This is a genomic window from Acinetobacter sp. 789_lipA, assembly GCF_058242845.1.
The window spans coordinates 760,251-785,765 of record NZ_JBZAYS010000001.1 but is presented as its reverse complement, the minus strand read 5'-3'; the positions used below and the strand labels follow the sequence as shown (position 1 = coordinate 785,765).

Annotated in this window: 27 protein-coding genes; 16 read left to right on the top strand and 11 right to left on the bottom strand. The window is 41.9% G+C overall.

The genetic code is table 11. The annotated features are described in order from the left end of the window. Positions 1–8 precede the first annotated feature (8 nt). Both dnaN and dnaA read right to left on the bottom strand, forming a co-directional pair. Positions 9–1,157 carry a DNA polymerase III subunit beta gene (dnaN, locus tag AC4CUZ_RS03710; protein WP_004977721.1) on the bottom strand — a complete coding sequence of 383 codons (1,149 nt, stop codon included), beginning with the start codon at positions 1,155–1,157 and terminating at the stop codon, positions 9–11. 110 nt (positions 1,158–1,267) lie between these two features. After that, positions 1,268–2,647 carry a chromosomal replication initiator protein DnaA gene (gene dnaA, locus AC4CUZ_RS03705; RefSeq protein ID WP_004697428.1) on the bottom strand — a complete coding sequence of 460 codons (1,380 nt, stop codon included), beginning with the start codon at positions 2,645–2,647 and terminating at the stop codon, positions 1,268–1,270. Between the two features lie 672 nt (positions 2,648–3,319). On the opposite strand from dnaA, the gene rpmH reads away from it, so the two are divergent. From rpmH to mnmE, 5 genes are all read left to right on the top strand, one after another. Next, on the top strand, positions 3,320–3,454 hold the full coding sequence (gene rpmH, locus AC4CUZ_RS03700; RefSeq protein WP_000831329.1) for a 50S ribosomal protein L34: 135 nt from the start codon (positions 3,320–3,322) through the stop codon (positions 3,452–3,454). Positions 3,455–3,487: 33 nt separating this feature from the next. Beyond that, entirely contained in the window at positions 3,488–3,877 is a 390-nt protein-coding gene (rnpA, locus tag AC4CUZ_RS03695; RefSeq protein ID WP_039890852.1) for a ribonuclease P protein component, read from the top strand. 9 nt (positions 3,878–3,886) lie between these two features. Further along, positions 3,887–4,207: a membrane protein insertion efficiency factor YidD gene (gene yidD / locus AC4CUZ_RS03690; protein WP_004977726.1), complete on the top strand. Its 321-nt coding sequence runs from the start codon at positions 3,887–3,889 to the stop codon at positions 4,205–4,207. A 5-nt stretch (positions 4,208–4,212) separates the two neighbouring features. After that, a complete protein-coding gene (yidC, locus tag AC4CUZ_RS03685; RefSeq protein ID WP_004697434.1) occupies positions 4,213–5,976 on the top strand; it encodes a membrane protein insertase YidC in 1,764 nt (587 codons plus the stop codon). 99 nt (positions 5,977–6,075) lie between these two features. Then, positions 6,076–7,431: a tRNA uridine-5-carboxymethylaminomethyl(34) synthesis GTPase MnmE gene (gene mnmE / locus AC4CUZ_RS03680; protein ID WP_058952482.1), complete on the top strand. Its 1,356-nt coding sequence runs from the start codon at positions 6,076–6,078 to the stop codon at positions 7,429–7,431. A 43-nt stretch (positions 7,432–7,474) separates the two neighbouring features. Here mnmE and AC4CUZ_RS03675 read toward each other — a convergent pair whose 3' ends face one another. Beyond that, positions 7,475–8,653: an MFS transporter gene (locus AC4CUZ_RS03675; RefSeq protein WP_431605572.1), complete on the bottom strand. Its 1,179-nt coding sequence runs from the start codon at positions 8,651–8,653 to the stop codon at positions 7,475–7,477. A 133-nt stretch (positions 8,654–8,786) separates the two neighbouring features. Next, positions 8,787–9,053 carry a metal/formaldehyde-sensitive transcriptional repressor gene (locus AC4CUZ_RS03670; protein WP_490747266.1) on the bottom strand — a complete coding sequence of 89 codons (267 nt, stop codon included), beginning with the start codon at positions 9,051–9,053 and terminating at the stop codon, positions 8,787–8,789. Positions 9,054–9,109: 56 nt separating this feature from the next. Between AC4CUZ_RS03670 and dmeF the strand changes: the two genes are divergently transcribed. Both dmeF and AC4CUZ_RS03660 read left to right on the top strand, forming a co-directional pair. Then, positions 9,110–10,075: a CDF family Co(II)/Ni(II) efflux transporter DmeF gene (gene dmeF / locus AC4CUZ_RS03665; protein ID WP_490747265.1), complete on the top strand. Its 966-nt coding sequence runs from the start codon at positions 9,110–9,112 to the stop codon at positions 10,073–10,075. 106 nt (positions 10,076–10,181) lie between these two features. Next, positions 10,182–10,883 (top strand): DsbC family protein, encoded by a 702-nt coding sequence (locus tag AC4CUZ_RS03660; RefSeq protein WP_159151812.1) that lies wholly within the window; start codon positions 10,182–10,184, stop codon positions 10,881–10,883. A gap of 57 nt (positions 10,884–10,940) precedes the next feature. On the opposite strand, the gene AC4CUZ_RS03655 is transcribed toward AC4CUZ_RS03660, so the two are convergent. From AC4CUZ_RS03655 to guaD, 3 genes are all read right to left on the bottom strand, one after another. Further along, complete coding sequence (locus AC4CUZ_RS03655) at positions 10,941–11,192, bottom strand: GlsB/YeaQ/YmgE family stress response membrane protein (RefSeq protein ID WP_159151800.1); 252 nt, start codon at positions 11,190–11,192, stop codon at positions 10,941–10,943. A gap of 173 nt (positions 11,193–11,365) precedes the next feature. Next, on the bottom strand, positions 11,366–11,893 hold the full coding sequence (hpt, locus tag AC4CUZ_RS03650; RefSeq protein WP_004697480.1) for a hypoxanthine phosphoribosyltransferase: 528 nt from the start codon (positions 11,891–11,893) through the stop codon (positions 11,366–11,368). 224 nt (positions 11,894–12,117) lie between these two features. Next, complete coding sequence (gene guaD / locus AC4CUZ_RS03645; protein WP_490747263.1) at positions 12,118–13,434, bottom strand: guanine deaminase; 1,317 nt, start codon at positions 13,432–13,434, stop codon at positions 12,118–12,120. Between the two features lie 328 nt (positions 13,435–13,762). On the opposite strand from guaD, the gene AC4CUZ_RS03640 reads away from it, so the two are divergent. After that, positions 13,763–14,236: a hypothetical protein gene (locus tag AC4CUZ_RS03640; protein ID WP_159151802.1), complete on the top strand. Its 474-nt coding sequence runs from the start codon at positions 13,763–13,765 to the stop codon at positions 14,234–14,236. A 382-nt stretch (positions 14,237–14,618) separates the two neighbouring features. On the opposite strand, the gene AC4CUZ_RS03635 is transcribed toward AC4CUZ_RS03640, so the two are convergent. The 3 genes from AC4CUZ_RS03635 to AC4CUZ_RS03625 form a co-directional block, all read right to left on the bottom strand. Continuing rightward, a complete protein-coding gene (locus tag AC4CUZ_RS03635) occupies positions 14,619–15,779 on the bottom strand; it encodes a glutathionylspermidine synthase family protein (RefSeq protein WP_490747261.1) in 1,161 nt (386 codons plus the stop codon). Positions 15,780–15,782: 3 nt separating this feature from the next. After that, positions 15,783–16,145 carry a hypothetical protein gene (locus tag AC4CUZ_RS03630; RefSeq protein ID WP_490747259.1) on the bottom strand — a complete coding sequence of 121 codons (363 nt, stop codon included), beginning with the start codon at positions 16,143–16,145 and terminating at the stop codon, positions 15,783–15,785. A gap of 184 nt (positions 16,146–16,329) precedes the next feature. Next, positions 16,330–17,295 carry a TerC family protein gene (locus AC4CUZ_RS03625; protein WP_078390285.1) on the bottom strand — a complete coding sequence of 322 codons (966 nt, stop codon included), beginning with the start codon at positions 17,293–17,295 and terminating at the stop codon, positions 16,330–16,332. A gap of 397 nt (positions 17,296–17,692) precedes the next feature. Between AC4CUZ_RS03625 and AC4CUZ_RS03620 the strand changes: the two genes are divergently transcribed. The 4 genes from AC4CUZ_RS03620 (at position 17,693) to AC4CUZ_RS03605 (ending at position 19,525) form a co-directional block, all read left to right on the top strand. Next, entirely contained in the window at positions 17,693–17,977 is a 285-nt protein-coding gene (locus AC4CUZ_RS03620) for a GNAT family N-acetyltransferase (protein WP_005401786.1), read from the top strand. Between the two features lie 35 nt (positions 17,978–18,012). After that, on the top strand, positions 18,013–18,297 hold the full coding sequence (locus tag AC4CUZ_RS03615; RefSeq protein ID WP_004697494.1) for a GNAT family N-acetyltransferase: 285 nt from the start codon (positions 18,013–18,015) through the stop codon (positions 18,295–18,297). A 91-nt stretch (positions 18,298–18,388) separates the two neighbouring features. Continuing rightward, positions 18,389–18,811, top strand: a complete 423-nt coding sequence (locus AC4CUZ_RS03610) for a hypothetical protein (protein ID WP_490747257.1) — start codon at positions 18,389–18,391, stop codon at positions 18,809–18,811. 12 nt (positions 18,812–18,823) lie between these two features. Further along, a complete protein-coding gene (locus tag AC4CUZ_RS03605; protein WP_005005861.1) occupies positions 18,824–19,525 on the top strand; it encodes an IS1 family transposase in 702 nt (233 codons plus the stop codon). A 97-nt stretch (positions 19,526–19,622) separates the two neighbouring features. On the opposite strand, the gene mpl is transcribed toward AC4CUZ_RS03605, so the two are convergent. After that, positions 19,623–20,990, bottom strand: a complete 1,368-nt coding sequence (gene mpl / locus AC4CUZ_RS03600) for a UDP-N-acetylmuramate:L-alanyl-gamma-D-glutamyl-meso-diaminopimelate ligase (RefSeq protein WP_490747256.1) — start codon at positions 20,988–20,990, stop codon at positions 19,623–19,625. A 255-nt stretch (positions 20,991–21,245) separates the two neighbouring features. Between mpl and AC4CUZ_RS03595 the strand changes: the two genes are divergently transcribed. The 4 genes from AC4CUZ_RS03595 to AC4CUZ_RS03580 all read left to right on the top strand — a co-directional run bounded on the left by AC4CUZ_RS03595 (position 21,246) and on the right by AC4CUZ_RS03580 (position 25,462). Further along, complete coding sequence (locus AC4CUZ_RS03595; RefSeq protein WP_104221713.1) at positions 21,246–21,584, top strand: DMT family protein; 339 nt, start codon at positions 21,246–21,248, stop codon at positions 21,582–21,584. Positions 21,585–21,776: 192 nt separating this feature from the next. Beyond that, entirely contained in the window at positions 21,777–22,289 is a 513-nt protein-coding gene (gene purE, locus AC4CUZ_RS03590) for a 5-(carboxyamino)imidazole ribonucleotide mutase (protein WP_004697498.1), read from the top strand. A 15-nt stretch (positions 22,290–22,304) separates the two neighbouring features. Further along, positions 22,305–23,426 (top strand): 5-(carboxyamino)imidazole ribonucleotide synthase, encoded by a 1,122-nt coding sequence (locus AC4CUZ_RS03585; RefSeq protein ID WP_490747254.1) that lies wholly within the window; start codon positions 22,305–22,307, stop codon positions 23,424–23,426. Positions 23,427–24,178: 752 nt separating this feature from the next. After that, entirely contained in the window at positions 24,179–25,462 is a 1,284-nt protein-coding gene (locus tag AC4CUZ_RS03580; RefSeq protein ID WP_490747253.1) for a lytic murein transglycosylase, read from the top strand. Positions 25,463–25,515: the final 53 nt, after the last annotated feature.

Here is a 25,515-nt window from a genome sequence, read left to right as displayed (position 1 = left end):
CCTAGGGCTTAAACACGCATTGGCATGACCACATAGGTCTGATCTTGATGGGCTGGATCTTGCACTAGAACCGATTGATTTGCTTCGGTCATCGTCATTGATACATCATCACCATCCAATGCACCTAAAACTTCCAAGATGTATTGGGCATTAAAAGACATTTCCATTGGCGCATTATTATATTGAATCGCCAAATCTTCTACGGCTTCGTCTTGCTCTGGGTTATTGGCACGTAGCTGCAAAGTATCTGCGGCAAAGTTTAAGAACACACCACGTAGTTTTTCATTACTTAAAATCGAAACACGTTGTAAAGATTGCTTAAAGACATCATGTGCAATTAACACATTTTTATCCCCACCACGTGGAATCACACGACGATAATCAGGGAATTTACCGTCAATCAGTTTAGTGGTGAAACGAACCGTTGTATCCCCTTGTTCTTTGTCACGGCTGGCAATAGAAATGGTCACATTCAATAGTTCACGACCAATCAACAACGCCAATTGTTCATCTTCAATGCTCAATAAACGCTGTAGTTCACCCACCGCTTTACGTGGAACAATCGCTTGAATCAATTGAGTGGCATTTGAGCTAGCAACAGTTTCACACAGAGCTAAACGGTGGCCATCTGTGGTCACTGCACGCAGTTGATTATTATCAATTTCGAGCAAGGTTCCTGTGAGATAAAAACGTACATCCTGCACCGCCATAGCAAATGCAGTTTTTTCAAATAGACGCTTTAATTCACGCTGTGTCACCGCAACTTGCGTGCCTTGCGTGTTCTCTGTGGTCAATAACGGGTAATCTTCAGCGGGTAAAGTCCCCAACACAAAACGGCTATTACCGGACTTTAAGATACAACGTTGATCTTCAGTAATTTGTAGGTCTATCAGTGCTGCAGTCGGTAAAGATTTGCAAATATCCATCAGCTTACGTGCAGGAACTGTGGTTTCACCCGCTTGCAAACACGCCCCTTCCGCAAGCGTGGTACTTGCAACCAATTCGACCTCTAAGTCCGAACCTGTAATCGTCAACGACGCTTGGCTCACTTGCACTTTAACATTTGAAAGAATGTTTAAAGTATGGCGACGTTCAACCGCTCCTACGACATGTGATAGAACATTAAGTAAGCTTTCTTTCGCGATTTTTAAACGCACGATACATTCCTCGAAAAACTGAAGATAAAATAATAAATAAATGTGTTTTTAGCAGTGTACTATGCGGCAGAACATGCCGCATTGCAAGAATAGAATTTGAGCAATTTTGCTTAACTTTGCAGCAAGCGTTGCAAGTTTTTATAGTCCTCATTGAAGATCGGATCTTCATCGCGCAGACTTAAAACTTTTTCACAAGCATGCATGACGGTACTGTGATCTCGACCGCCAAAGGCCATACCAATTTCAGGGAAACTGTCTCCGGTTAGCTCCCGTGCCAAGCCCATTGCCAATTGGCGTGGACGAGCATAAATACGGGTCCGTTTAGGCCCAACCAACTCTTTGAGTGGGATTCTAAAGTACTCACTCACCACACGTTGAATATTTTCAGTACTGATGGTTCGTGCACGAATGGCCAAGACGTCTTTTAATGACTCACGCACAACATCCAAATCAATAGCTGTACCCTTAAAGCGTGAAATGGCCACCACTTTATTCAGCGCACCTTCCAATTCACGTACGTTTGCAACCACTTGTTGCGCAATAAATAACGCACAGTTTCGTGGTAATTCCACATCATTGCTTTCTGCTTTTTTCAGCAAAATTTCAATACGGGTTTCAATATCTGGTGGCTCAACCCCAACCGACAAGCCCCAAGAAAAGCGTGAAACCAAACGTGGATCTAATTCCGTTAATTCTTTTGGATAACGATCAGAAGTCAGAATAATTTGTTTTGATTCATCCAAAAGTGCGTTAAAAGTATAGAAAAACTCAACTAAACTCGCCTCTTTACCCGCCAGCAAATGAATATCATCGACCAACAATAGATCTAAAGATCGGCAATTTTTCTTAAATTCTTCTACTTTGCCTTGTTGTAAAGAACTAACAAAATCTTGAACAAAGCTTTCTGCCGTCATATACATGACACGTGCATTCGGTTTGGCTTGCAACAAGGCATTGCCCACTGCTTGCATTAAGTGTGTTTTACCCAATCCAGTCGGGCCATATAAAAATAAGGGATTGTGCTGAGAAGCACCTAACTGGGTTAAAACCTTACGACACGTTTCAGCAGCCATTTGGTTTGAACGACCTTCCACAAAAAGTGAGAAGGAAAATAAAGGATTTAACTGGCGTTTACGGCTGTTTTTAGAATTCCCCTCTTCTTTTTCTTTTTTCGGACGTACAACAGGTGCTGGAGCAGACTCTAAAGCCGCAGTCGTCGTTGCAGGTTGCTCACTCGCAGATAAAATTGCACCTGGGCGTGAGTCGACTAAAATTTCAACTTTACGTACACGCCCTTCAGAGAGCTGCTCCACTAAAATTGTAATCAGCTCTAGGTGATGTTCTTGAATGTAACGTGTCCAATAGGGATTCGGAGCATAAAGACGTAGTGTGTCATTTAACTCTTCTGCAACTAAAGGGCGTATCCACATTGTAAAGACATTCCCAGAGAGCTCTTGTCGCAAGCGAGTTAAGCAGTCCGTCCAAAGCATGTGAAACCCCTATTCATTCCATCGATAATTAATAAAAACACTATGTACCCACCGAAGCGGGTCGCCATTCTAACCAAGTTATCCACATCTGTCATGGAAAATTCTGCAGATATTGCTCAAAAAGCCTGCTTATGAAAATAAATTTAAATTCAAATACTGGTGTGGATAAGTTTATCCGCAAACTGTGGATAGAATATAGCACAAAGTTATCCACAAACTATTAATTTCATAAAAACAATCTTATCCACACCATATTTTATTGTTTTATAATTAAAAAAGTGTCATTTCCACAGAAAAAGACCACCCTAATAGTAATAAATTTAAATTTATAAATTTGAATTTATTTATAAGAGACCTGTTTTCTGGGGATAACTGGAGATCCAAAATGAATTTAAATTTAAAAACATGCACAGCAAGTGAATTTAAAGGCTTGTGGATAATTGTGTGGGTAATCTTGTTGGTAACTTATATCACTTTAATAAACAATAATCTAGGTTGTGTATAAGGAAAAAGTGCAGTTGTTTAAATGTTTTCGAGAAAAGAGCAAGCTCAAACTGCTGTTACAAATAAAAAGGCTTAATTTCACAAGAAAATCGGTTTTCCATTGACAGCTCAAGCAATGAACACTAAACTCGCGAACCTTCATTGAATGATCATTTTTGGAGTTTCGATATGAAACGTACATTCCAACCATCTGAATTAAAGCGTAAGCGCGTTCATGGTTTCCGTGCTCGTATGGCTACTAAAGCTGGTCGCCAAGTATTAGCTCGTCGTCGTGCAAAAGGTCGTCACAGCTTAACTGTTTAATCAATAGTTAACGCTTAAACGATTTTGGGTGTTATGACTACACTTTATGGCTTCAGCACAGAGGTTCGTATTCGCTGTGCTGCCGATTATAAGAGTGTCTTCGATGGTGCGCTTTTTAAAGTGCATCAGCCCCATTTCTTATTTCTAGCAAAACTGACCGAACAACCTCAAAGTCGTTTGGGTATTGTTGTTGCTAAAAAGAAAGTGCGTCGTGCACACGAAAGAAATAGAGTAAAACGTTTGGCTCGCGAAAGTTTTCGCTTGCATCAACAGCAATTAACTTTAGATATTGTGGTTATGCCTAAAATGGGGATAGAAACAGTGCCTAATGCAGAGTTGCACCAGCAATTACAATTTGCTTGGCAAAAATTACAACGTCTTGCCAAAAAGCATCAAAAAATAGCTCCCTCCCTGCAAAAGTAGAGATGGCCAATGGTCCGGTTACTGCATTGGTTAATTCGATTTTATCAAATTGCGATTAGTCCTTTACTTGGACCGCGTTGTCGTTATATCCCTACATGTTCTCAATATTCATTGGAAGCAGTCCATACACATGGTGCTGTGCGTGGTGTGTGGTTGGCTACTAAACGTATTTGCCGTTGTCATCCTTGGGGTGGTTCGGGGTATGACCCTGTTCCAAACAAAAGGATTCGTTTTATCTCTTTTCAGCAAATAGATTCTCAAAAGCATCTGGTTGCTGTACCCTTTCGTGATTGTTTCTTGAACCAAAATCACTCTAACCACTTGGGGTAATCGATATGCAACAATGGGCCAGGTTTGCCATTCTCGGGGCCATGTTTGTTGTCGCTTATTTGCTCATTTTGGCTTGGCAAAAAGATTATGGACATGCTGAAACTCAGCCACAGCCACAACAGGCTGCAGCAGTTTCACATGAAGTATCTGCAGATTTGCCAAATGCTCAAACGGCTTCAGCAGCGTCTGATATGCCACAAGCAAATATCGCGACTCAGCAACCAGCTACAGAAGCAAAAGCATCTGTAAATCAACAGCTTATTTCAGTACAAACTGACCTTTATCATCTTTGGATTAATCCTAAAGGTGGTGATATTGTTCGTATTGAATTGTTAAACCATGACAAGAGCAAAGACAGTAACGAAGCATTTGTCATGCTTGAAAGTGATGCAAAACGTACTTATGTGGCGCAGTCTGGTTTAATTGGTCTTAATGGTCCAGACAGTAACCGTAGCGGTCGTCCAATGTATGAGATTGAAAAATCTGCTTATACATTGAATGATGCCAAAGCGGTTCAAACTGAAGATGGAAAAAGCATCAAAGTGTTAACCGTACCGATGGTACTGAAAACAGCTGATGGTGTGGAAATCATTAAAACCTTTACCTTTAAGCAAGGTGAATATCCTGTTGTTGTGAACCATAAAGTGGTGAACCGCAGTGGTCAAAACTGGCAGGGTCAAATGTTTGGTCAACTCAAACGTGACAACTCTGATGATCCAGGCAAATCGGATCAAGGTATTTTCACGCTGGGCACTTTCTTAGGTGGTGCTTGGGGTTCGCCTGAAGAACATTATAACAAGCTTAAATTTGCTAACTTCAATGAAGAAAAATTGAATGTTGAAGCGAAAGGCGGCTGGGTTGCTATGGTTCAGCACTACTTTGTGAGTGCTTGGATTCCTGGTGACTTAAAATTGACGCAAGCCAATGGTCAACCTTATGTCGCGAAATTAGAGTCGCGTAAGTCAACGGATGATATGAATATCATTGGTTTTACTTCGCCGACGATTACTGTGCCTGCCGGTACAGTGGCTGAGATTGATGCGACTTTCTATTCAGGTCCTAAAGTTCAATCTGAGTTGAAAGAGCTGGCAACTGGTTTAAACCAAACTGTTGATTATGGTTGGTTATGGCCAATTGCGAAATTATTGTTCTTGGGTCTTGAGTTCTTCCACGGTTTAGTGGGTAACTGGGGCTGGGCAATTATTTTGTTAACGGTCTTGGTGAAACTGATTCTTTGGCCATTGTCGTCTAAGAGCTATCGCTCAATGGCGAAAATGCGTGTCATTGCACCTGAAATGCAGCGTATGAAAGAAGAGTTCGGTGAAGACCGCATGCGCTTCTCTCAAGAAATGATGGCACTGTATAAACGTGAACAAGTCAATCCGCTTGCGGGTTGTTTGCCATTGTTATTACAAATGCCAATCTTCCTTGCGTTGTACTGGGTGTTGATGGAGTCTGTTGAGCTTCGTCATGCGCCATGGTTACTTTGGATTCAAGATTTGTCAGCGATGGATCCGTGGTTTATTTTACCGCTGTTAATGGGCGCAACGATGTTCATTCAGCAGTCTTTAAATCCACAACCGGCTGATCCAATGCAAGCGAAAGTTTTCAAAATCATGCCGATTGTTTTCACAGTCTTTATGTTGTTCTTCCCTGCGGGTCTCGTGTTGTACTGGATTGTCAACAACAGTATCACGATTATTCAGCAGACCTTGATCAACAAATCTGTTGAAAAAGATCGTTTGAATAAGGAAAGTGCGTCGAGTTAATCGAGGCAACTTTTCGCGAAAAGCTGAATAAATCCGCTTAAGATGGTAATCTTAGGCGGATTTTTCATTGTGTGACTTTTAAGATTTTAGGTGAATGTTATGTACAACCGAACCACGATTGCTGCCATTGCAACACCACCTGGGCGTGGTGGTGTGGGGGTGATTCGCCTATCTGGTCCCAAGTCTTATGAGATTGCACAGGCCTTGACCCAAAAAGACTTGCCGAAAGCGCGTTTTGCTGGTTTTCGCCAGTTTTATGATGCCTCTGGTGAAGTGATGGATGAGGGCTTAGCGATTTGTTTTCCGAACCCGAACTCGTTTACTGGTGAAGATGTGGTTGAGTTGCAAGGTCATGGTGGCCCTGTCATTCAAAATGCTTTACTGGGGCGTTTGTTGGAGCTTGGTGCGATTGCAGCAAAAGCCGGTGAGTTTTCCATGCGTGCTTTTGAAAATGGCAAATTGGATTTGGTACAGGCTGAAGCGATCGCCGACTTGATTGATGCGACGTCTCAAGCTGCTGCACGTTCTGCGGTACGTTCATTACAAGGCGCATTTTCAACTAAAGTGAATCATGTGTTGGAGCAATTGATTCATCTACGTTTGCATGTGGAAGCTGCGATTGATTTTCCTGAAGAAGAAATTGATTTTCTTGCGGACGGGAAAATTTTAAATCTTTTAGATGGTGTTACAACTGCTGTGAACCAAGTGCAACAATCGGCTCGTCAAGGACAGTTGCTGCGTGAAGGTTTACAAGTGGTCATTGCAGGAAAACCGAATGCGGGTAAGTCATCACTGCTCAATGCATTAGCGGGCATTGAACGCGCCATTGTGACGGATATTGCAGGTACGACGCGGGATGTCTTACATGAAAAAATTACCCTGAATGGTTTACCCATTACCTTAACCGATACCGCTGGTTTACGTGAAACAGGTGATATTGTAGAAAAAGAAGGGATCCGTCGTGCCATTAAAGAAATTGAGCAAGCCGATCTGTTACTTTTGGTTTATGACCTAAGTCAAGGCGAAGACCCACTCAAACTGGCGCAAGCATATTTTGCTGAGCATATTGAACCGAAACGTTTAATGCTAATAGGCAATAAGTGTGATTTGATGGAAACGACATCGCATATCGAAGACTTTAACGGCTTCCGTCATATTATGGTTTCGGCAAAACAAGAAACTGGCGTTCAAGCGCTCATAGAAGCGATTACAGCGCATGCAGGCTTCCAGCCTGAAGAAGATACCTTTATTGCACGTACACGCCATTTAGACGCAATGAAACGCACTCAGCTTTACCTTGCTGAAGCGCGTGAACAATTGGTGGTGTATAACGCAGGTGAGTTGGTCGCAGAGTCGCTACGTTTGGCGCAAAATGCCCTTGGTGAAATTACAGGAGATTTTAGTGCGGATGATTTGCTTGGGAAAATTTTTGGATCGTTCTGTATTGGAAAATAACATCGCTAAATATCAAAAGCCCTGATCACAGGGTTTTTGATATTTAAATCAGACGTATACTGCTTTTATGCGCAAACCACAGATAAAAACACAATAAAGCGATGGCAATGCAAAAGCTAATGACCCCGAAACTTAATCCAAAGTGATCTGCCAGATAACCCACAGCTACAATAGGCACAATCGTACCCAAATAACCAATAAAAAGATAAGTCGACATCACCGCAGCACGATTCTCTAAGCTGGTCATGGCATGAATGAGACCAAAGGAACCAATCAAGGTCAGGCCATGTCCGACACCAACGAGAAAATCACTGATAAAGAAAAATGCACTCAGTTGAAATAGCATACACAGCGCCAAAATGCCTAAGCTTGCAATCAAGGTAATTAAGCCATAGTTGAGGCACTTATAAGCAGGAATACTTCTGGCAAAATACTGCACCACGGCAGAGACAATTAAAATACTGGTAATGGCTGAACCGCTAATGAGAGGGCCGTGCCACGGCAAAATATCCCGCACAAATGACGGGGATAAGGATGCAAATAAACTAAACGCGGCAAAGGCACTAAATGCGGTAAATCCAACGATCAAAAACAACTGATGATATTGCACTTCTGGTCGGAGTAGCTTTGGGGCAATACTAAAGGGCTGTGAGATAAATGTGGGAGACTCAACCCAAAATAAACCAAAGAAACACAGTACAGCACCAAGAATGACCGGTAGATAAGGGCTGACCAAAGGGTATTCTGAAAATTGAGCTATCAGGCCACCAATCAGCGGGCCTAAGCCAAAGCCTACTGCGGTAATAATCGAACTGAGTTGTGGTGCAATCTGTTGATGGCTTTTGGGCATGGTATACATCAGTCCCAGTAAGGCCGAAGTGGTCATCAAACCAGATGCAATACCAATAATAAAGCGCCCCAAAGATAAGATGAGAGCATCAGAAGCATAAGCGGAAATCACCAACCCGATGCTAATAAACACCAACCCTACTTGTAAGGTTCGTAAATAGCCAATGCTATTACTGGTCCGGCCGAGAAACAGTAAAGTAGCGAGACAACCAAACATATAAGCCACAAAAATATAGGTGATCTGACTCGGCACCAGATGCCATAAGGCTTGATACAGCGGGTAAAGTGGACTGGCTAAGGCAGTCCCCATCGTTCCCATCATTAAGGCGAGGCTGACCATACAAAATGGACGCCAAGAAGTGCTTGTTGTCATGCAAATGCCATGCGGCTCTCTCGGTCAAAACAAGAATATTTTGATGCCCAAGAGAAAAAGGATAGAGAGCAACAGTGTATCGGTTTGTGGAAAAAATGGTCAACTAAAAACTTGAAAAAGAACGCAATAAAACTTAGCCATAGCGTTTCAGCAGTTTTAAGAACTCAACCAACTCCTCTTCATTGACCTGTTCAGTTTGTGCTAATACATGATGGCGTAAGTGTGCTTCAACGAGTTCATTCATCAGCCCATTGACCGCGCCTTTAATAGCAGCGACTTGTTGTAAAACGTCGATACAATTGGCATCGGGATGTGTGATCGAGAGTTCAACGGCTTTGACCTGTCCTTGTAAGCGTTTCACCCGGTTTAAAATTTTTTTATCTTCATGCAAATGACTCAACACATTACTCCAAAAATAAATATACTAAGGGGGAGTATATTGGTGAATGATTTTAAATGCAAAATACCCCATCACGTCAGCATAAGCATCATTTTGATGACGGTAATCCACTGGCACAAAAACGGATTTTAATGGCGACCATTTTAACGGCAGTCATGATGTTATTAGAAGTGATTGGTGGATGGATTTTCCAATCAATGGCTTTGCTGGCAGATGGTTGGCATATGAGTTCGCATATGTTGGCACTGGGTTTGGCTTATTTTGCTTATCGTGCTGCACGGCATTATGCCCATGATCAGCGCTTTAGTTTCGGTACATGGAAAATTGAAATTCTTGCAGGCTACAGCAGCGCTATTTTGCTGATGGTGGTGGCGGGTTTTATGGCTTTTCACTCGATTCAGCGTCTATTCTCGCCTGTACAAATTCATTATAACGAAGCGATTCCAATTGCGATTTTAGGCTTATTAGTAAATTTAATCTGTGCATGGTTGCTGCATGATGGTCACCATCACCATCACCATCACCATCACCATCACCATCATGCATCAGAAGTACATAGCCATCATCATGATTTAAATCAGAAAGCTGCATTTATGCATGTGGTAGCGGATGCCGTGACTTCCATTTTTGCAATTATCGCACTGATTTTTGGTAAATATTTGGGCTGGGATTTTCTCGATGCTGCTCTTGGGATCGTGGGGTCAATACTGGTGGCTAAATGGGCATTGAGCTTAATGCAAGAAACGGGAAAAACCTTGTTAGATGCTGAAATGGATCATCATGTGGTGGATGAAATTCGCGAAGTGTTGGCAGAACTACCGCATACGACCTTGACCGATTTACATGTTTGGAAAGTAGGCAAAGGCAAGTTTTCCTGTATTTTGGCTTTAGAAACGACGGTAGACTTAACTGCGGATCGCGTGCGGGCAATGCTCTCGATTCATGAGGAAATTGTTCATGTCTCGGTGGAAATTAATAGCAAGGCTCTCACTGTTCCACGTGAAACTTTGGCCAGTTCATAAGCAAGGCGTGTTGGGTTTCGGTAAAGCCATGGAAAAAATGATTCAATGCTTGAATAATACGCTCTACACTAGCGCCGTGGTTCTCCGATTGAAAGAGCAAAAAGTGATGATAAAAAAACTGGGTTTGGCACTACTCACAAGTGCAATTGCAAGCATGAGTATGGCCAGTGTAGAAAGTGTTCAAGCTAACTTAAAAAAGAATTATCCAAATATTAATGTTCAAAATATTCAAAAAACAGAAATGTCGGGCATTTATAGCGGATCTTTAGATGGCGAAATTGTGTATTTAGGCGAAGCGGCTGAGCATGTGATTGCAGGTTCGATGGTGCGTTTAAAAGATCAGAAAAATTTAAGTGCTGCCTTATATGTGCAACAAAACTCGCTTGATTGGAACAAGCTGCCGCTAAAAGATGCCATTAAAAGCGTTAAAGGCAACGGCAAACGCCAATTGGCGGTTTTTTCAGACCCAAACTGTCCTTACTGTAAGCAGTTAGAGGCTGAACTGAATAAACTGAATGATGTGACCATCTACACATTTATTTATGCTATTAAGGCGCAATCGATTGCACCGTCGAAACAAGTGTTTTGTGAAGCAGACCCTGCCCTCGCATGGAAAAATTTGATTGCGAAAGGGACTCAACCGACGTTGAAAAAATCGTGTGCCAATCCAATTGAGCGCAACATTGAACTCGGTCGTAGTCTGGGTTTACAAGGGACGCCCGTGGTTATTTTCTCAAATGGCTTTAAAGTGAATGGTGCTATGCCTTCAACTACTATTGAAAATATGTGGCGTGAACTGGGCTTATAAGAGTTCAAATATACAGATAAAAAGCACCTGAAACGGTGCTTTTTTTAATGGCTGAGTTTAGGTTTTTTTGGTGACCATTTTGTAGATGAATAAAATAACAATGGCCCCAATAACTGACGCAATAAAGCCTGCGGCAGAGCCTTCACTATAGAGACCAAGTAAACGACCACCATAAGTGGCTACGAGAGAACCTGCAATCCCCAGTAAAGTGGTGACAATAAATCCCGCTTTGTCATCGCCAGGATGGATAGCACGTGCGATGAGACCTGCAATAAAACCAATCACGATTGCAACAATAAGTGACCACATGAGCCAGCTCCTTTTTTTATCATGTCTTTGTTTTTACATCATGTGCAAAAATATCATCAGGCATAATGCGACTGTGTAGTAGAGCGAATCTGCTAAAAACTGTATGTTTTATGTACTTAGCTCACGATAAAAATAAAAAAAGTGGCCTTCGGCCACTCTTTTATCGATTGATCTTAAAGACCAATTTCCCCAATAAATGGCAAATGACGGTACTTTTGGTCGTAGTCTAAGCCATAACCCACAATGAATCGATCTTCGACATTAAAGCCTAAAAACTTCACATCGAGTTCAATTTCACGGCGTGAAGGTTTGCTGACTAAGGTGCAAAGTTCAATTGAGTTGGGAGAGCGTGTTTCTAAAATTTCTAATACTTTGCTCAAGGTGTTGCCTGAGTCGATGATGTCTTCAATGACCAAAACATCTTTACCGCGAATTTCACCGTCTAAATCTTTTAAAATTTTTACATCACGTGAAGATACCGTACCGCCGCCGTAGCTCGAAACCGTCATGAAATCGAGTTCATGTGGTTTTGAAATGGTACGACATAAGTCTGCCATGAAAATGACTGAACCACGTAATAAACCAATCAGTACGAGTTCCTTATCACTGTTTGCATAATGCGCATCGATTTGTGCACCAAGCTCTTTTACTTTCGCTTGAATCTCTTCAGTAGAAATCATTACGCTCATTTGAACGGTCATGGGTAGATACCTAAAAATTAAAAAAATCAAAAATAAAAAAGGCGTTGACCTGCAACACCTCTATATATGCATTAATTTTAATATATCTCTAAACGAGATGCACCCCCTTTTGCCCGCTGAAAATGTAATCATTTCATTGCAGACGGGATGCAGCTTGGCTTAGAGGCGAAAATCAAAGTTGTTTCAAAACTCGATTAGCTGCTTAAATTTTCGCTATTTGCTACTTAGTTTTGCACATAGGCTTTCTGACCAAAAATATAAGTCGCATGAATATTACGGTCATCACCCATGGTCATTAGGGCAAATAACGCATCTTCAATCCCTTTTTCACGTTGCTGACGTAATGCTTGCAGCGCGGTTGCTTTAAGGTCGAGCACCACAAAGTCAGCTTCTTTGCCCAAATTAAAGTTACCAAGTTTATCATCCAAGCTCAGTGCTTTGGCACCGCCAAGCGTAGCGTGGTAGAGCGACTCAAAAGCAGACAGTTTATCACCTTGAAGCTGCTGTACTTTATAGGCTTCATTCAGAGTTTGTAGTTGGTTAAAAGAGGTCCCTGCACCAATGTCTGTACCCAGCCCAACTTTTACCTGCTTTTCCCAAGTCTTATTCAATGGAAATAAACCACTGCCTAAAAATAGGTTGGAGGTCGGACAGAAAGCAATGGCAGAGTCAGTCTGATGCATGCAGTCCCACTCAGCCTCTTCTAAATGCACGCAGTGGGCAAAGACCGAATGCGAACCGGTTAAGCCAAAGTGATGATAAACATCGAGATAACATTGCTGCTCAGGGAATAAGTCTTTCACCCAAGCGATTTCATTTTTATTTTCACTTAAATGCGTATGCACATACACATCTGGGTATTCAGCTTTGAGCTGGCCTGCTTTAGCCAATTGCTCTGGTGTTGAGGTTGGAGCAAAGCGTGGCGTAATCGCATACAGGTTACGGCCCTTGCCATGCCATTTCTCAATCAGTGCTTTAGAGTCCGCATAAGCACTGTCAGGTGTGTCGCACAGATCTTCAGGTGCATGACGGTCCATCATGACTTTACCTGCGATCAGACGCATCTGGTGCTGTCCTGCTGCTTCAAATAAAGCATCGACTGATTCGGTATGCACAGTACAGAAGACCAAGGCTGTGGTGGTGCCATTTTTTAGCAGTTCTTGCACAAAGAATTGGGCAATCTGGTCGGCATAGGCTTTATCGGAAAATTGTAATTCAGTTGGGAAGGTATAGGTATTGAGCCATTCGAGTAGCTGTTCACCATAGGCCCCCACCATTTCTGTTTGTGGAAAATGAATGTGGGTGTCGATAAAACCCGGCACAATCAATTGTTCAGGATAGTGCTGAACCTCGACGCCAACAGGAAGGTGCTGTTGCCCCTCCTGCCAAGATCCAAACCATTGGATTTTGCCATTTTGGCTAATCAGTAAACCATCTTCTACGTAACGCACTTGGTCGTGAATTTCACGCGCTTGGGCAACCGTATTCTGAATATCTAGGAAGCGACCGCGAACCGCCGTCGTTGCAACTACAGAAGACATTTTAAACCTGCGTTTTGACTTTTTTTCGATTGATTGTACCGTAAACTGGATTTTTTTCACGGCTATTTACTGAAGTTTTTATTTGGGTTGTGAACACTACATTTTAAATGAAAGACTGGAGGAGTATTTTCTTAAAAATTGAACTGTTTTAAGGCCAGACATGTACCTGTGCCATCGATAAGATCATGATTTTTTATGCAATGCATAAGCACAAGCTTTGAGCTTAAATGATTCAATCTATTCGCAAAATTTTGTTGAGAAAGTCTTTATCTTTAAATGCTGAGTCAGTACAGTGTCGACATTGATAAAATAAGAGACAATGACCCGCATGTATTTTTGGAATACCAAAGCATTAGCACATGAATTATCTAGCAATACCCTCGATAAAAAGCATTATAAAAATTATTACTTAGTCACCGCCTTACTGGTTTCAGTGGTGTATTACTACGGCATGTATTCACCCTATGGTGATGTCCGTGTGATTGGCGTTGAGGGACTTCTGACTTTATTGATTATGTTTATCGGGATTCAAAGTGCTTATAAAGCCAATGGCGGCGATGAGGGTGAGCATTTCCTAGGTCGAATCACAGCGTTGTCTTTTCCCATTTTGGTACAAACCACCGTGGCTGGTGTTGTGTTTGGTGCAGTGTTATTAGGCCTTTATTTTGCTTTTAATCTAGAAGGCACAGCGTTTGATAATTGGTATGAGTGGACTATTTCGCTATTTACCATCTTCCTGCAAATCTTGTTTTTCACGCGTTTGGTGTCTTATATGAAGCGGGTTAAAGCGCATACCATTTAAGCTTGAAAAAAATATTGTTTTCGAATGTATGCCTGTCAGTTTTAGAGTTGACAGGCATTTTCTTTTTCAATTTAAACTCTATTTGATACACGGAAGCGTCATCCGCAACCTGCGTAGTGTTTGGAATAGATTGTTTTTGCAACACAAATTTTTTTAATTATAGAAAGTAAACAGATTTTGCGGAGGACAAATGCTTTTCTTACGAAGCTTCGCTTCTCATTTGGTGAAACAAAAGAATAACTAAGCTCCCAGTATTGAACTTAAAAAAGATAAGACTCCGCCGTGAATAACCTAAAAGTGGTAGTACTCCTACTAAAACGCCTGAACAGACCCGTATTAATTTTTGGACAGCTATTTTAAATAGCTGATTTAGAGCGCCACTTTATTCCACAAAATAATGCGCAGCAAAATGCGCATCATTGCCGATCACATCAAATACATCTTCACGCAGTGACATCCCCGCACATTCATCTCCGACCATCCAAAGTCCCAAGGTGGGCAGCATGCCTTCATGCAACGGAGTTTTTACCCAGCGTTGCATAACATAGCCATATTTGTCGTAGTCATCAAAGTAAAAACTACCTGAAGCTGCGCCACAATCGACATTGTTTTGTAAGATATTAATATTTGCGCCTTCGCGCGCTAAGATGGGTTTACGCACCCATTTCCCTGCGTAGTGGGCGTGCGCATCATAAGCATGGGTTTCTAACAACAATGGATGATTTGGAAAGCGTTTCCATAGCTCGATCAACAGGGCTTTATTGGAGAGTAGCATTTTCCAACACGGCTCAATCCATTCAGTTTCGGGTTTAAGAAACTGTGAAAAATTTTCTTCCCAAATCCATTCCCACGGATACAGCTTAAATAAATGCTGAATCTCTTGCTGATGCAAATCGACAAAGGCTGTGCCATTCCAACCGATATTTTCCATCGACAGCTCGCTGACATTTAAGCCTGCCTGAAAAGCAGTATCCATGAGGTATTCTAAATTGCCCCAATCTTCACGCCCTGCTTCTTGGCAGGCTGCAAAATGGACACGGCTACGCGCAGGATAGAGCTGTTTCCAACGCTCGATCAGTTTTTCATGAATGCTGTTGAATTGATCACGGTTTGCAATGTTTTCGACTTGTTCAATCCAATGCCACTGTGCAACAGAGGCTTCGAGTAAACCCGTTGGCGTATCGGCATTGTATTCCAGCATTTTGATGGCTTGACCATCATAGGCAAAATCGAAACGGCCATACATCATCGGCGCTTGATTTTTCCATGAGTGCTCAATCAAAGGAATTGCTGCTGGGGGAATTTGAAAATATTCGGGATAATGACCGCGTTGAATCATATCCCCTGCCACTTCTAGGCACATCTGGTGTAATTCGTTCGAGGCATCTTCTAGCTGTTCAATTTGCTTGAGACTAAACTCATAAGCCACCCCTTCTGACCAATACATTGAACCATCCCGCGACGGCAAGTTGTAGTAGTCAAAACCAATCTCTTGATGCGCCTGTTGCCAGTTTGCACGCTCAGGGAATAGAACTCGTTTCATGTATTAACCTCCGAACGAGCCGCCGCCACGGCCGAAGCCTCCACGAATGGGCTGGGATTTGGCATGGCTAAAAACATGAGTCGAGATTTTAGGTGCGCCTGTCGAATGTCGTCCGCGTGCTTTCAAGACTTGACCCAAGTAACGGACTTTACGGTTATTTTTATAATATTGTGGGCCGATATAAACCCCAGTAGAGCCACTATAGCTCGATTCGCTATTTTCGTTAGCAGGTTCGCACAGTTCAAAATGCCAGTCTTGGTAGCAGTTGTATTGGTTATTGTAAACATCCTGTTGTAGGGTTTTAGAACCGCTACATGCCGTGAGTAAAACTGGCACTACAACAAGAGTTAATTTTTTGGTACGCATGGATGAGCAACCTTCAGGTTCTTTTATTTTTACAGGTAAAACCAAGGGTTTTAAGCCCGCTTATCATAGGGAGCTGTTTGCATAAAGTACAGTGCATTTGCACCGAAAATCATAGGATTAAGTCTTGCGCATACTAAAATTTGGTCATAAAAAAGCCTTCTCAGTGGAAGGCTTTTTTAAAACATTAGAGGGTGGTTTGATGATGTTTCTTACTGTATCGAATTGACAAGATCGCAGTGATGGTCAGCACCAACACAATAAAGCCCAGTGAAATCCAAATTGGCATATGGAACACATCTAGCATGAGCATCTTAAAGCCGATGAATACTAAGATAATGCCTAAACCGTATGGGAGATAATGCATCTTGGTTGCTGCACCAGACAACAAGAAGAACATCGCACGTAGACCCAAAATCGCCATTAAGTTTGCAGTCAACACAATAAACGGATCAGAAGTCACCGCGAAAATTGCAGGAATGGAATCCACCGCGAAAATCACATCCGATGCTTCAACTAAAATTAACACCAAGAACAGCGGCGTTGCCCACAACATCCCGTTTTGACGGACAAAGAACTTGTTGCCATGCAGTTGCGGGGTAATCCGCATATGTTTACGTAGCCATTTTAATATCGCCATATCTTCGATATTGGTTTCTTCTTCGTTTTGTCCTTTGAAGAATTTGAAGCCCGTATACACCAAGAACGCACCGAAGATATACAGAATCCATGAGAACTCTTGTACGAACCACGCGCCAATAAAAATAAAGATGGTACGTAGAATAATCGCACCCAAGACACCGTAAAGCAGTAATTGGCGTTGTAATGCAGGTGGGATGGCAAAAGCAGCAAAGATCATCAGCCAGACAAAGACGTTGTCAACGGCTAAAGATTTTTCAAGTAAATAACCTGCAAAATACTCCATGACCTTTGTATTGGCCACAGTAACACCTGCAGTTTGTTGTAAATACAGCCAGAGACCTGCACCAAAGAGTGATGCGACGGAAACCCACGCAATACTCCATAACGCGGCGGTTTTGATTTTAACTTCTTGACCTTCTTTTTGTTTAAAGCCTAAAAAGTCAATCAGTAGCATCACGGTAACAATGCCGAAAAAAGCAATGTATAGCCATAAATTGCCGATAGATTCCATGAAATCCTCCACATCCAGCAATCGGCCACAAAAAAACCTTGACCTGCTGCCAGATGAAATAAAACATCTGTGACAACATGATCAAGGTCTTGCCTACATTTTAGCGTATGTATTTTGTGCGCTAAAATGCTCAGATACCGACTTTTTGCAAAGTGTAATGACGATAATCTGACACGTGAAAGTGATGCATGGCATTGATTTTTCACGTTTGGAGGAGGCTACTCCCCTTGTTCAATATAAATTTGGTTTTGGATTTGATCCAAAAGTGAGCTAAGCATCGCATATTTTTATGGTTTGAGCAAATATTAAAGAAAATTGTAGATGAAATATAAATGAGACAAAATTTTGCTTCAATTTATGGCAAGCTAAAAAAACAGTAAACAAAAGAGGAATAATAATGAAAATTCAACATCAAGAAACAGATAGTAAAGGCGAAGTTTTTGTCGAACAAGAAAACGAGCGTGTGGCGGAAATGACCTATAGTTGGGCTGGGGACGATAAATTTATTATTGATCACACTTGGGTCAGTGAGTTGCTGCGTGGGCAACATGTGGGGCGTCAGTTATTGGATGTTTTGGTTAACTTTGCCCGTGATAAGGGTGTGAAAATTTTACCCTTGTGCCCTTTTTCCAAATCGGTATTCGACAAAGATCCATCTATTCATGATGTTTTATTCCTCTAAGATAGATAACCATCAATCCATTCAATGAGTGTGCTATGCAATTTCAACATGTAGATCGTGATCAAAAAGGTGAGTTTTTCTTAAATAATGCAGACGGTCAGCGTATTGCTGAAATTAGCTATATTTGGCGGGACGAGACAACCATTGATGCCAACCATACTTGGGTCGATGATTCACTGCGGGGGCAAGGCGTAGCACGTTTACTGTTAGATACTCTCGTTGATTTTTCGCGTGAGAAAAACCTGAAGATTATCCCGACCTGTTCTTATGTCGATGTGATGTTTCGCCGTGAGAAAAGTTTTGAGGATGTTGCGGCTTAATTGTTCGCCATTCATCGCAATTCTAAAGGTTAAGCTAAATGAGATCGATATAGCTGCCATTACAGTTCTATTTTGTGTTTTGCAGCGCTGAATGATGGTGAAATTAAAGTATATGAAGACGCTTTTATCTATTGCCCTATTCTGTTCAGTTGCCCCTTTATTGCATGCTGAAGATTGTGTAAAACTTGAGGAAAAGGCAGAACAAAAAGAAGTTCAGATTATTCCACTTTGGGGCATGAAAGTGACTGCTCCAACCAGAGTATATTTTCATTCAGCACCGAGCAATGCTTGTAAAATCAAAGATCTGTTTATGATTAAAAATGACCATATCACTGCTTATAGCACCTATGATGATGGCCAAGAACAGTGGGTTTCGATCATGTATTTCAGCAAACGCTTGGGAGACACGGTTCAAGGTTGGGCAAAACTAAAAGACTTTGAATATACGGGTACGATGTCTGGTTTTTGGTGGTGTATCAAAAAGTATGCTAAAAAAAAGCAGGTTGAATTTTGATAAAATAGAGAAATGCAAATAACTCTAGAAATCAAATGTCCAACCTGCCTCAGTGACAGTATAAAGAAAAATGGCATCAAAGTAGATGGGAAACAAAACTACCAATGCAAAGACTGCAAACGTCAGTTTATTGGTGACCATGCTCTGAGCTATCTAGGATGTAATTCTGGCATTACTCGTAAAATATTACAGTTAATGGTCAGAGGCAGCGGTATACGAGATATCGCTGAAGTTGAGCGCATTAGTATCGGTAAAGTCTTACGGACTTTAACTGAATCGGCCTATCAAATTCAGCCTAAACAAAGTCATTATGAATCTCTCGAAGTAGATGAATTCTGGACTTTTGTTGGAAATAAAAATAATAAACAATGGCTTATTTACGCCTACCATCGAGAAACAGGTGAGATTGTTGCTTATGTTTGGGGTAAGAGAGATTTAGCTACAGTCCAAAGGTTGAAGACAAAGCTTAAACAATTAGGTATTCACTACACCCGAATTGCAAGTGATCATTGGGACAGTTTCATCACTGCTTTTAAAAACTGCAAGCAAAGTATTGGTAAGTTGTTTACTGTAGGAATTGAAGGTAATAATTGCAAAATAAGGCATCGAATAAGGCGTGGTTTTAGAAGAAGTTGCAATTTCTCCAAAAAGCTTGAAAACCATTTTAAAGCCTTCGACTTAACCTTCTTTTACATCAATAATGGCTTCATTTAATGTCAGCATACTTTTTAAAACACCACCTGGTTTTTAATTGGATAAGTTTGTAAAAAAAACCGCCATATGCGGTTTTTTTCATCTAAGTGGGAACAAATTATTCTGCGTTTAAGGCACTGATCAATTTTTGGTGTAAACCACCAAAGCCACCATTGGACATGATCACGACAGCATCACCCTCGCCTGCTTCACTGACGATGGTATGGATAATGTCATTCAAAGTGCGTGCAACCACGGCCTTGTTGGGTGCAGCCGCAATGACAGGTTGCAAGTCCCAGTCCAAACCTTCTGGTTGATACCAAATCACTTCATCCGCCAAACGTGCAGAGTGTGCGAGCCCATCTTTATGGCTTCCCATACGCATGGTATTTGAACGTGGTTCAATAATCGCCCACAACTTACGCTCGCCTAAACGCTTACGTGCACCTTCCAGCGTCGTATCTATTGCGGTTGGGTGATGGGCAAAGTCATCATACACTTCAATGCCACGTACTGTGCCTAAAAGCTCCATACGGCGCTTCACGCCGCCAAAGTTAGACAGTGCTTCGCACGCTGTTTCAATGCTCACGCCGACGTGTTCAGCCGCAGCGATAGTCGCCAAAGCATTGGCTACGCTGTGCTGCCCTGTCATGTTCCATTGCACCGTGCCTTTCACCACGCCGTGTTGGAGGACTTTAAAGTGTGAACCATCAGCACTGAGTTGTTCGGCATACAATTCAGACTTGTCTTGGGCCTCTAAAGAGGTACGAACCACAGGTGTCCAACAGCCCTGCTCTAAAACTTCATCAATATTGCTTTCAGTAATTGGCGCAATGATACGACCCTCACTTGGAATGGTACGAACCAAGTGATGGAATTGTTTTTGAATCGCTGCTAGATCATCAAAAATATCGGCATGGTCAAATTCAAGGTTATTTAAAATGGCTGTTTTTGGGTGGTAATGCACGAACTTCGAACGTTTGTCGAAAAAGGCAGAATCATATTCATCGGCTTCGACACAGAAGTATTTGCCACCACCTAAACGCGCACTTTCAGAGAAACCTAAAGGTACACCGCCTATCAGGAAACCTGGCTCTAAACCCGCCTGATCCAATACCCAAGCCAACATGGTGGTGGTGGTGGTTTTACCATGGGTTCCTGCTACGCCAAGTACGTGTTTGCCTTGGAGCACATGATCAGCCAAAAATTGTGGGCCTGAAATATATGGCAAGCCTTCGTTGAGCATGTATTCAACGGCATCAATCCCGCGTTTCATCGCGTTGCCGACGATGACTAAATCAGGATGTGGTTGTAAATGACTGCGGTCATAACCTTGCATTAAGGTAATGCCTGCATTTTCGAGCTGGGTGGACATGGGAGGATAAACGTTTAGATCCGAACCCGTCACTGTGTGGCCAAGATCACGTGCTAAAAGCGCTAAAGACCCCATAAAGGTGCCACAAATACCCAAAATATGCAGATGCATTCCGCCTCACTCCACTGCTTTTATAGACACATCACGTATTATTGGTGCTGTTGTCGTGATTAATTCGATGTGAAAGCAACCATAGCAAGGCGCTTAGCGAAAAGATAGTGATTCTTGTATCTAATCGTTTAATTATTCTGCGGCTTGAACAACGCTTTTATTCTATAAAAAAGTCGGCTGAAAAGTGCAATATTTGCTGAATTTCCTCGCAAAAAACGTAGAATAAAATGCTCCTAAATTTGGCGATCTTGCTTCATGTCCCTGCCCTTTATTTTATTGATTATTGCCAACTGTTTTATGACACTTGCATGGTATGGACACTTAAAATTTTTGCCGGGTGTACCGCTTTGGCAAGCCATTTTATTTAGCTGGTTCATTGCATTGGTGGAATACAGTTTTATGATTCCTGCGACCCGTATGTTGTCACAGCAAGGCTGGTCAATGGGCGAAATGAAAATCACTCAAGAAGTGGTGACGCTCTTGGTTTTTGTACCGTTTATGATTTTCTTATTTAAACAGCCTTTTAAGCTCGATTATTTATGGGCAGGACTGTGTTTATTTGGTTGTGTGTATTTTGTCTTTCGCAGCCAATAAATCAAAAAGTGAGGCTACAGTCCTCTTTTTATTTAAGTTTTATGCTACGCCATAAAAAAACAAGAAAAATCTGCATTTAGTTGTACGGTTAAATTTTGGAGAGCTGAAAAATCAGTCTATAATACGGGGCTCTTATTAAAGCTTGGCGCTAGTCGAGATTTATCTCTCTTAACTATCTCTGGAAACATTGCAATGAATGCGGCCGCTTCACAAGACACTCCTCTCGTTGGAATTATCATGGGTTCTCAATCAGATTGGGCCACTCTCGAACACACTGCCAATATGCTTAAGCAACTTGGTGTCCCATTTGAAGCGGAAGTTGTGTCTGCGCACCGTACGCCAGATCGTCTTTTTGAATATGCTGAGCAAGCACGTGACCGTGGTATCCAAGTGATTATTGCGGGTGCAGGCGGTGCGGCGCATTTACCAGGAATGTGTGCGGCGAAAACTGATTTGCCTGTACTTGGTGTGCCAGTGAAGTCTTCGATTTTAAACGGTGTCGATTCACTGTTATCGATTGTGCAAATGCCTGCAGGTATTGCAGTGGGTACTTTGGCAATTGGTCCAGCAGGTGCAACCAATGCCGCGATTATGGCTGCACAAATTTTAGGTCTGACACGTCCTGAAATTGCAAAAAATGTAGCCGATTTCCGTGCTGCACAAACCGACAAAGTCGCAAGCAACAATATTCCAGGCCAAGCTTAATACGGGGCATTCCTCATGAATAAAACTATCGGCATTTTTGGTGGTGGGCAGCTGGGTCGCATGATGGCGCAAGCGGCTTTGCCACTAAATATTCAATGTACGTTCTTTGATGTGAGTACAGACTGCCCTTCAGCGGCTTTAGGAACTGTGATTTCAAGTAAAACTGAAAACGGTTTACAAGAATTTATTGTCAGTGCAGATGTCTTCAGCCTTGAGTTTGAAAATACGCCTTTGTCTGATGTTGATGTTTTGACCAAGCAAAAAGATATGCATCCGCCGCGTCAGGCCTTAGCCATTGCACAGCATCGCTTGTCTGAAAAAGCATTATTTGATGAGCTTGAGATTCCTGTTGCGCCTTATAAAGCGGTAGATTCCCTAGAAAGTTTAAGCGCTGCTGTTGCTGAGCTGGGTTTACCGATTGTGCTGAAGACAGCCACAGGCGGTTATGATGGTAAAGGTCAGTTCGTATTGCGTTCTGAGCAGCAAATTGAACAAGCATGGGCTGAATTAGGCCCTGCTGGAAGTTTAATTGCAGAAAGCTTTGTGACCTTCTCGCGTGAAGTTTCGATCATTGCGGTACGTGGTCAAAATGGCGATGTGAAAACGTGGCCATTGGCTGAAAATCATCATCATCATGGTATTTTGTCGCACTCGATTGTTCCTGCACCGAATAGTGCGGACTTACAACCCGTTGCACAAGACTACATCACTCGTCTATTGAATCATTTGAATTATGTTGGCGTATTGACTTTAGAACTGTTTGTCACAGACAAAGGTTTATATGCCAATGAAATGGCGCCACGTGTGCATAACTCAGGACACTGGTCGATTGAAGGCGCAGTATGCTCTCAGTTTGAAAACCATATTCGTGCAGTCGCAGGCTTACCCTTGGGTTCAACTGAAGTGGTTCGCCCTACGGTCATGATCAATATTATTGGTCAGTATCCACAGTCTGAACAAGTCTTGGCCTTAGAAGGTGTACATCTACACCTTTATAATAAGGAAGAACGTGAAGGCCGTAAGATTGGTCACCTGACTTTAATGCCGAATGATACCGCTCAACTCACGACGCTGTGTCGTCAGTTAGCGAAAATTTTACCGAACCCATTGGCACTGAGCGAAGATATGACCATCTAAAGCTTCAGTTGTTGTTAAAAAAAGCGATCACAAGAGTGGTCGCTTTTTTATTTAGATTCATTCAGGCATGATTGCGCCTCTTTGAAAAAAGTGACCGTTAATCGGATCAAAATTAAAATAAATTGCGTGTTTTTTATCCGTTTAGATAAAATTAGCGCATAGAAAAATAAACTGAAAGCAAAATAAAGCGAGTTTTGTGCAGTGAAGCACGTTTAAAACAGAGCCCACAATTGAATGTGACACTGGTTTTCACCTAAAAGAAAGTGAAACAGCAGAGATCTCTATCAACTTGGGTTTGTGGATATCTTTTTAAGTCTATTTTGAATTTAAAAGTGAGTTTTAAATTTAAATCGAGTGTTTAAATTCAAAGTTCTGATGCTATTTGAATTTAAATTCAAAACAATAAATTTAAAGACTACTGAATGAATTTAAAGTTTTGAATTTAAAAATATTGAGCTTGGGTTTTGATGTCTTATTCTCTGTATATTATTGATTATTAATATTAAATATAAATGTGGATAAAATGAATTTAAAACAAGATGATTGAATTTAAAGTGCTTGCTGAACTAGAGGTTGTTTTTGAATTCAAAAGTTGAGATGTGGGGTGCTGTGGATAAGTGGTTTTAAATTTAAAAGATGGTTTTGAATTTAAACCAGAATGAATATTCATTTACGTTTTGATTCAGAAAAGTGAAATCGAAAGTGTTAAGGTAAAAAGCATAATTTAGAGATAAAGAATCATTAGGGATTTTATGCACCGTTTTGCTTTTCTATTAGGTTCATTTTTTTTAGCGGCGACTCAGGCGAATGCTGAGCTCATTATTAATGGTCAAAAAGTTACAGGCAGTTCAAATGTCGCAACTTCCGATTATAGTCCTCAGAACTCATTTCAAAGCTGTATTGCCAATTTAAAAAGCCAAGCGATGGCGAATGGTGTGTCTGCATCCACTTATGATCGCTACACGCAAAATTTAGCGCCTGATTATTCTGTGATTGAAAAATTAAATTACCAACCTGAATTTTCCACGCCAATCTGGGATTATTTGTCGGGTTTGGTGGATGACGAGCGCGTTGCCATGGGTCAGCAAAAATTGGTGCAGCATCGTGAAGTGCTAAATCGCGTTGCGGCAGCGTATGGTGTGCCTGCGGAGACCGTGGTTGCTGTGTGGGGTGTTGAAAGTAATTTTGGCGATATTTCAGGTAAATACCCATTATTACAAGCTTTAGGCACATTGAGCTGTGAGGGGCGCCGTCAAAGCTATTTCCGAGGTGAGTTTTTTGCCGCGATGCGCATTTTACAGCGTGGTGATTTAACGGAGTCACAACTGAAAGGCTCGTGGGCAGGCGCATTTGGCCATACCCAGTTTATGCCATCGACGTATGAAGAGCTGGCCGTTGATTTTGATGGCGATAGACGCCGTGATTTGGTGTCGAGTACCACAGATGCTTTGGCATCAACAGCTAATTTCCTCAAAAAACGCGGTTGGCAAACTGGGCAACCTTGGGGATTTGAAGTGAAAAATCCCCAAGCGATCTCTCTGAGTGGTGAAAGTCGTCGCAATAAGAAGTCCTTATCTTACTGGATGCAGAATGGTGTGGTACGCGCAGATGGCTCAGCGTTAATTCAAGATAATTTATCCTCTAGCTCGCAAGCGGGGCTGATGGCACCTGCTGGTGAAAATGGTCCACTGTTTTTAGTGTTTAAAAACTTTGATGCAATCTATAGTTATAACGCAGCAGAAAGTTATGCATTAGCGATTGCGCATTTGTCAGACCGTTTACAAGGGCAAGGCGGTTTTAGTACAACTTGGCCAACCGATGATGCAGGTACTTCGCGTTCTGAACGTCGTGAAATTCAGCAGTTTTTACTGAATCGTGGCTATGATATTGGCGCGGTGGATGGTTTGATTGGTGATAAAACTCGTCAAGCGATTCGACAGGAGCAAATCCGTTTAGGTTTAAGTCCTACTGGACGAGCGGGACAGCAAATATTAAAAGCCTTTCGGCAGGAAAATGCCAAGTTGATGATGCGTTAACATTAACAGCAAAAAATCGCTGATATAGATAAAAAGCCAGTCGGTTATTCACC

What these genes read in the sequence shown, in the direction of transcription:
- yidD (WP_004977726.1), top strand. Translation starts at nt 3,887, where the DNA reads ATGGTCCGGTTACTGCATTGGTTAATTCGATTTTATCAAATTGCGATT.
- mnmE (WP_058952482.1), top strand. Translation starts at nt 6,076, where the DNA reads ATGTACAACCGAACCACGATTGCTGCCATTGCAACACCACCTGGGCGT.
- dmeF (WP_490747265.1), top strand. Translation starts at nt 9,110, where the DNA reads ATGCAAAATACCCCATCACGTCAGCATAAGCATCATTTTGATGACGGT.
- rpmH (WP_000831329.1), top strand. Translation starts at nt 3,320, where the DNA reads ATGAAACGTACATTCCAACCATCTGAATTAAAGCGTAAGCGCGTTCAT.
- yidC (WP_004697434.1), top strand. Translation starts at nt 4,213, where the DNA reads ATGCAACAATGGGCCAGGTTTGCCATTCTCGGGGCCATGTTTGTTGTC.
- AC4CUZ_RS03605 (WP_005005861.1), top strand. Translation starts at nt 18,824, where the DNA reads ATGCAAATAACTCTAGAAATCAAATGTCCAACCTGCCTCAGTGACAGT.
- AC4CUZ_RS03620 (WP_005401786.1), top strand. Translation starts at nt 17,693, where the DNA reads ATGAAAATTCAACATCAAGAAACAGATAGTAAAGGCGAAGTTTTTGTC.
- dnaA (WP_004697428.1), bottom strand. Translation starts at nt 2,647, where the DNA reads ATGCTTTGGACGGACTGCTTAACTCGCTTGCGACAAGAGCTCTCTGGG.
- AC4CUZ_RS03630 (WP_490747259.1), bottom strand. Translation starts at nt 16,145, where the DNA reads ATGCGTACCAAAAAATTAACTCTTGTTGTAGTGCCAGTTTTACTCACG.
- AC4CUZ_RS03580 (WP_490747253.1), top strand. Translation starts at nt 24,179, where the DNA reads ATGCACCGTTTTGCTTTTCTATTAGGTTCATTTTTTTTAGCGGCGACT.
- hpt (WP_004697480.1), bottom strand. Translation starts at nt 11,893, where the DNA reads ATGACCGTTCAAATGAGCGTAATGATTTCTACTGAAGAGATTCAAGCG.
- AC4CUZ_RS03610 (WP_490747257.1), top strand. Translation starts at nt 18,389, where the DNA reads ATGATGGTGAAATTAAAGTATATGAAGACGCTTTTATCTATTGCCCTA.
- rnpA (WP_039890852.1), top strand. Translation starts at nt 3,488, where the DNA reads ATGACTACACTTTATGGCTTCAGCACAGAGGTTCGTATTCGCTGTGCT.
- AC4CUZ_RS03625 (WP_078390285.1), bottom strand. Translation starts at nt 17,295, where the DNA reads ATGGAATCTATCGGCAATTTATGGCTATACATTGCTTTTTTCGGCATT.
- AC4CUZ_RS03655 (WP_159151800.1), bottom strand. Translation starts at nt 11,192, where the DNA reads ATGTGGTCACTTATTGTTGCAATCGTGATTGGTTTTATTGCAGGTCTC.
- AC4CUZ_RS03640 (WP_159151802.1), top strand. Translation starts at nt 13,763, where the DNA reads ATGTATTTTTGGAATACCAAAGCATTAGCACATGAATTATCTAGCAAT.
- guaD (WP_490747263.1), bottom strand. Translation starts at nt 13,434, where the DNA reads ATGTCTTCTGTAGTTGCAACGACGGCGGTTCGCGGTCGCTTCCTAGAT.
- AC4CUZ_RS03660 (WP_159151812.1), top strand. Translation starts at nt 10,182, where the DNA reads ATGATAAAAAAACTGGGTTTGGCACTACTCACAAGTGCAATTGCAAGC.
- AC4CUZ_RS03635 (WP_490747261.1), bottom strand. Translation starts at nt 15,779, where the DNA reads ATGAAACGAGTTCTATTCCCTGAGCGTGCAAACTGGCAACAGGCGCAT.
- AC4CUZ_RS03585 (WP_490747254.1), top strand. Translation starts at nt 22,305, where the DNA reads ATGAATAAAACTATCGGCATTTTTGGTGGTGGGCAGCTGGGTCGCATG.
- AC4CUZ_RS03595 (WP_104221713.1), top strand. Translation starts at nt 21,246, where the DNA reads ATGTCCCTGCCCTTTATTTTATTGATTATTGCCAACTGTTTTATGACA.
- AC4CUZ_RS03615 (WP_004697494.1), top strand. Translation starts at nt 18,013, where the DNA reads ATGCAATTTCAACATGTAGATCGTGATCAAAAAGGTGAGTTTTTCTTA.
- mpl (WP_490747256.1), bottom strand. Translation starts at nt 20,990, where the DNA reads ATGCATCTGCATATTTTGGGTATTTGTGGCACCTTTATGGGGTCTTTA.
- AC4CUZ_RS03675 (WP_431605572.1), bottom strand. Translation starts at nt 8,653, where the DNA reads ATGACAACAAGCACTTCTTGGCGTCCATTTTGTATGGTCAGCCTCGCC.
- purE (WP_004697498.1), top strand. Translation starts at nt 21,777, where the DNA reads ATGAATGCGGCCGCTTCACAAGACACTCCTCTCGTTGGAATTATCATG.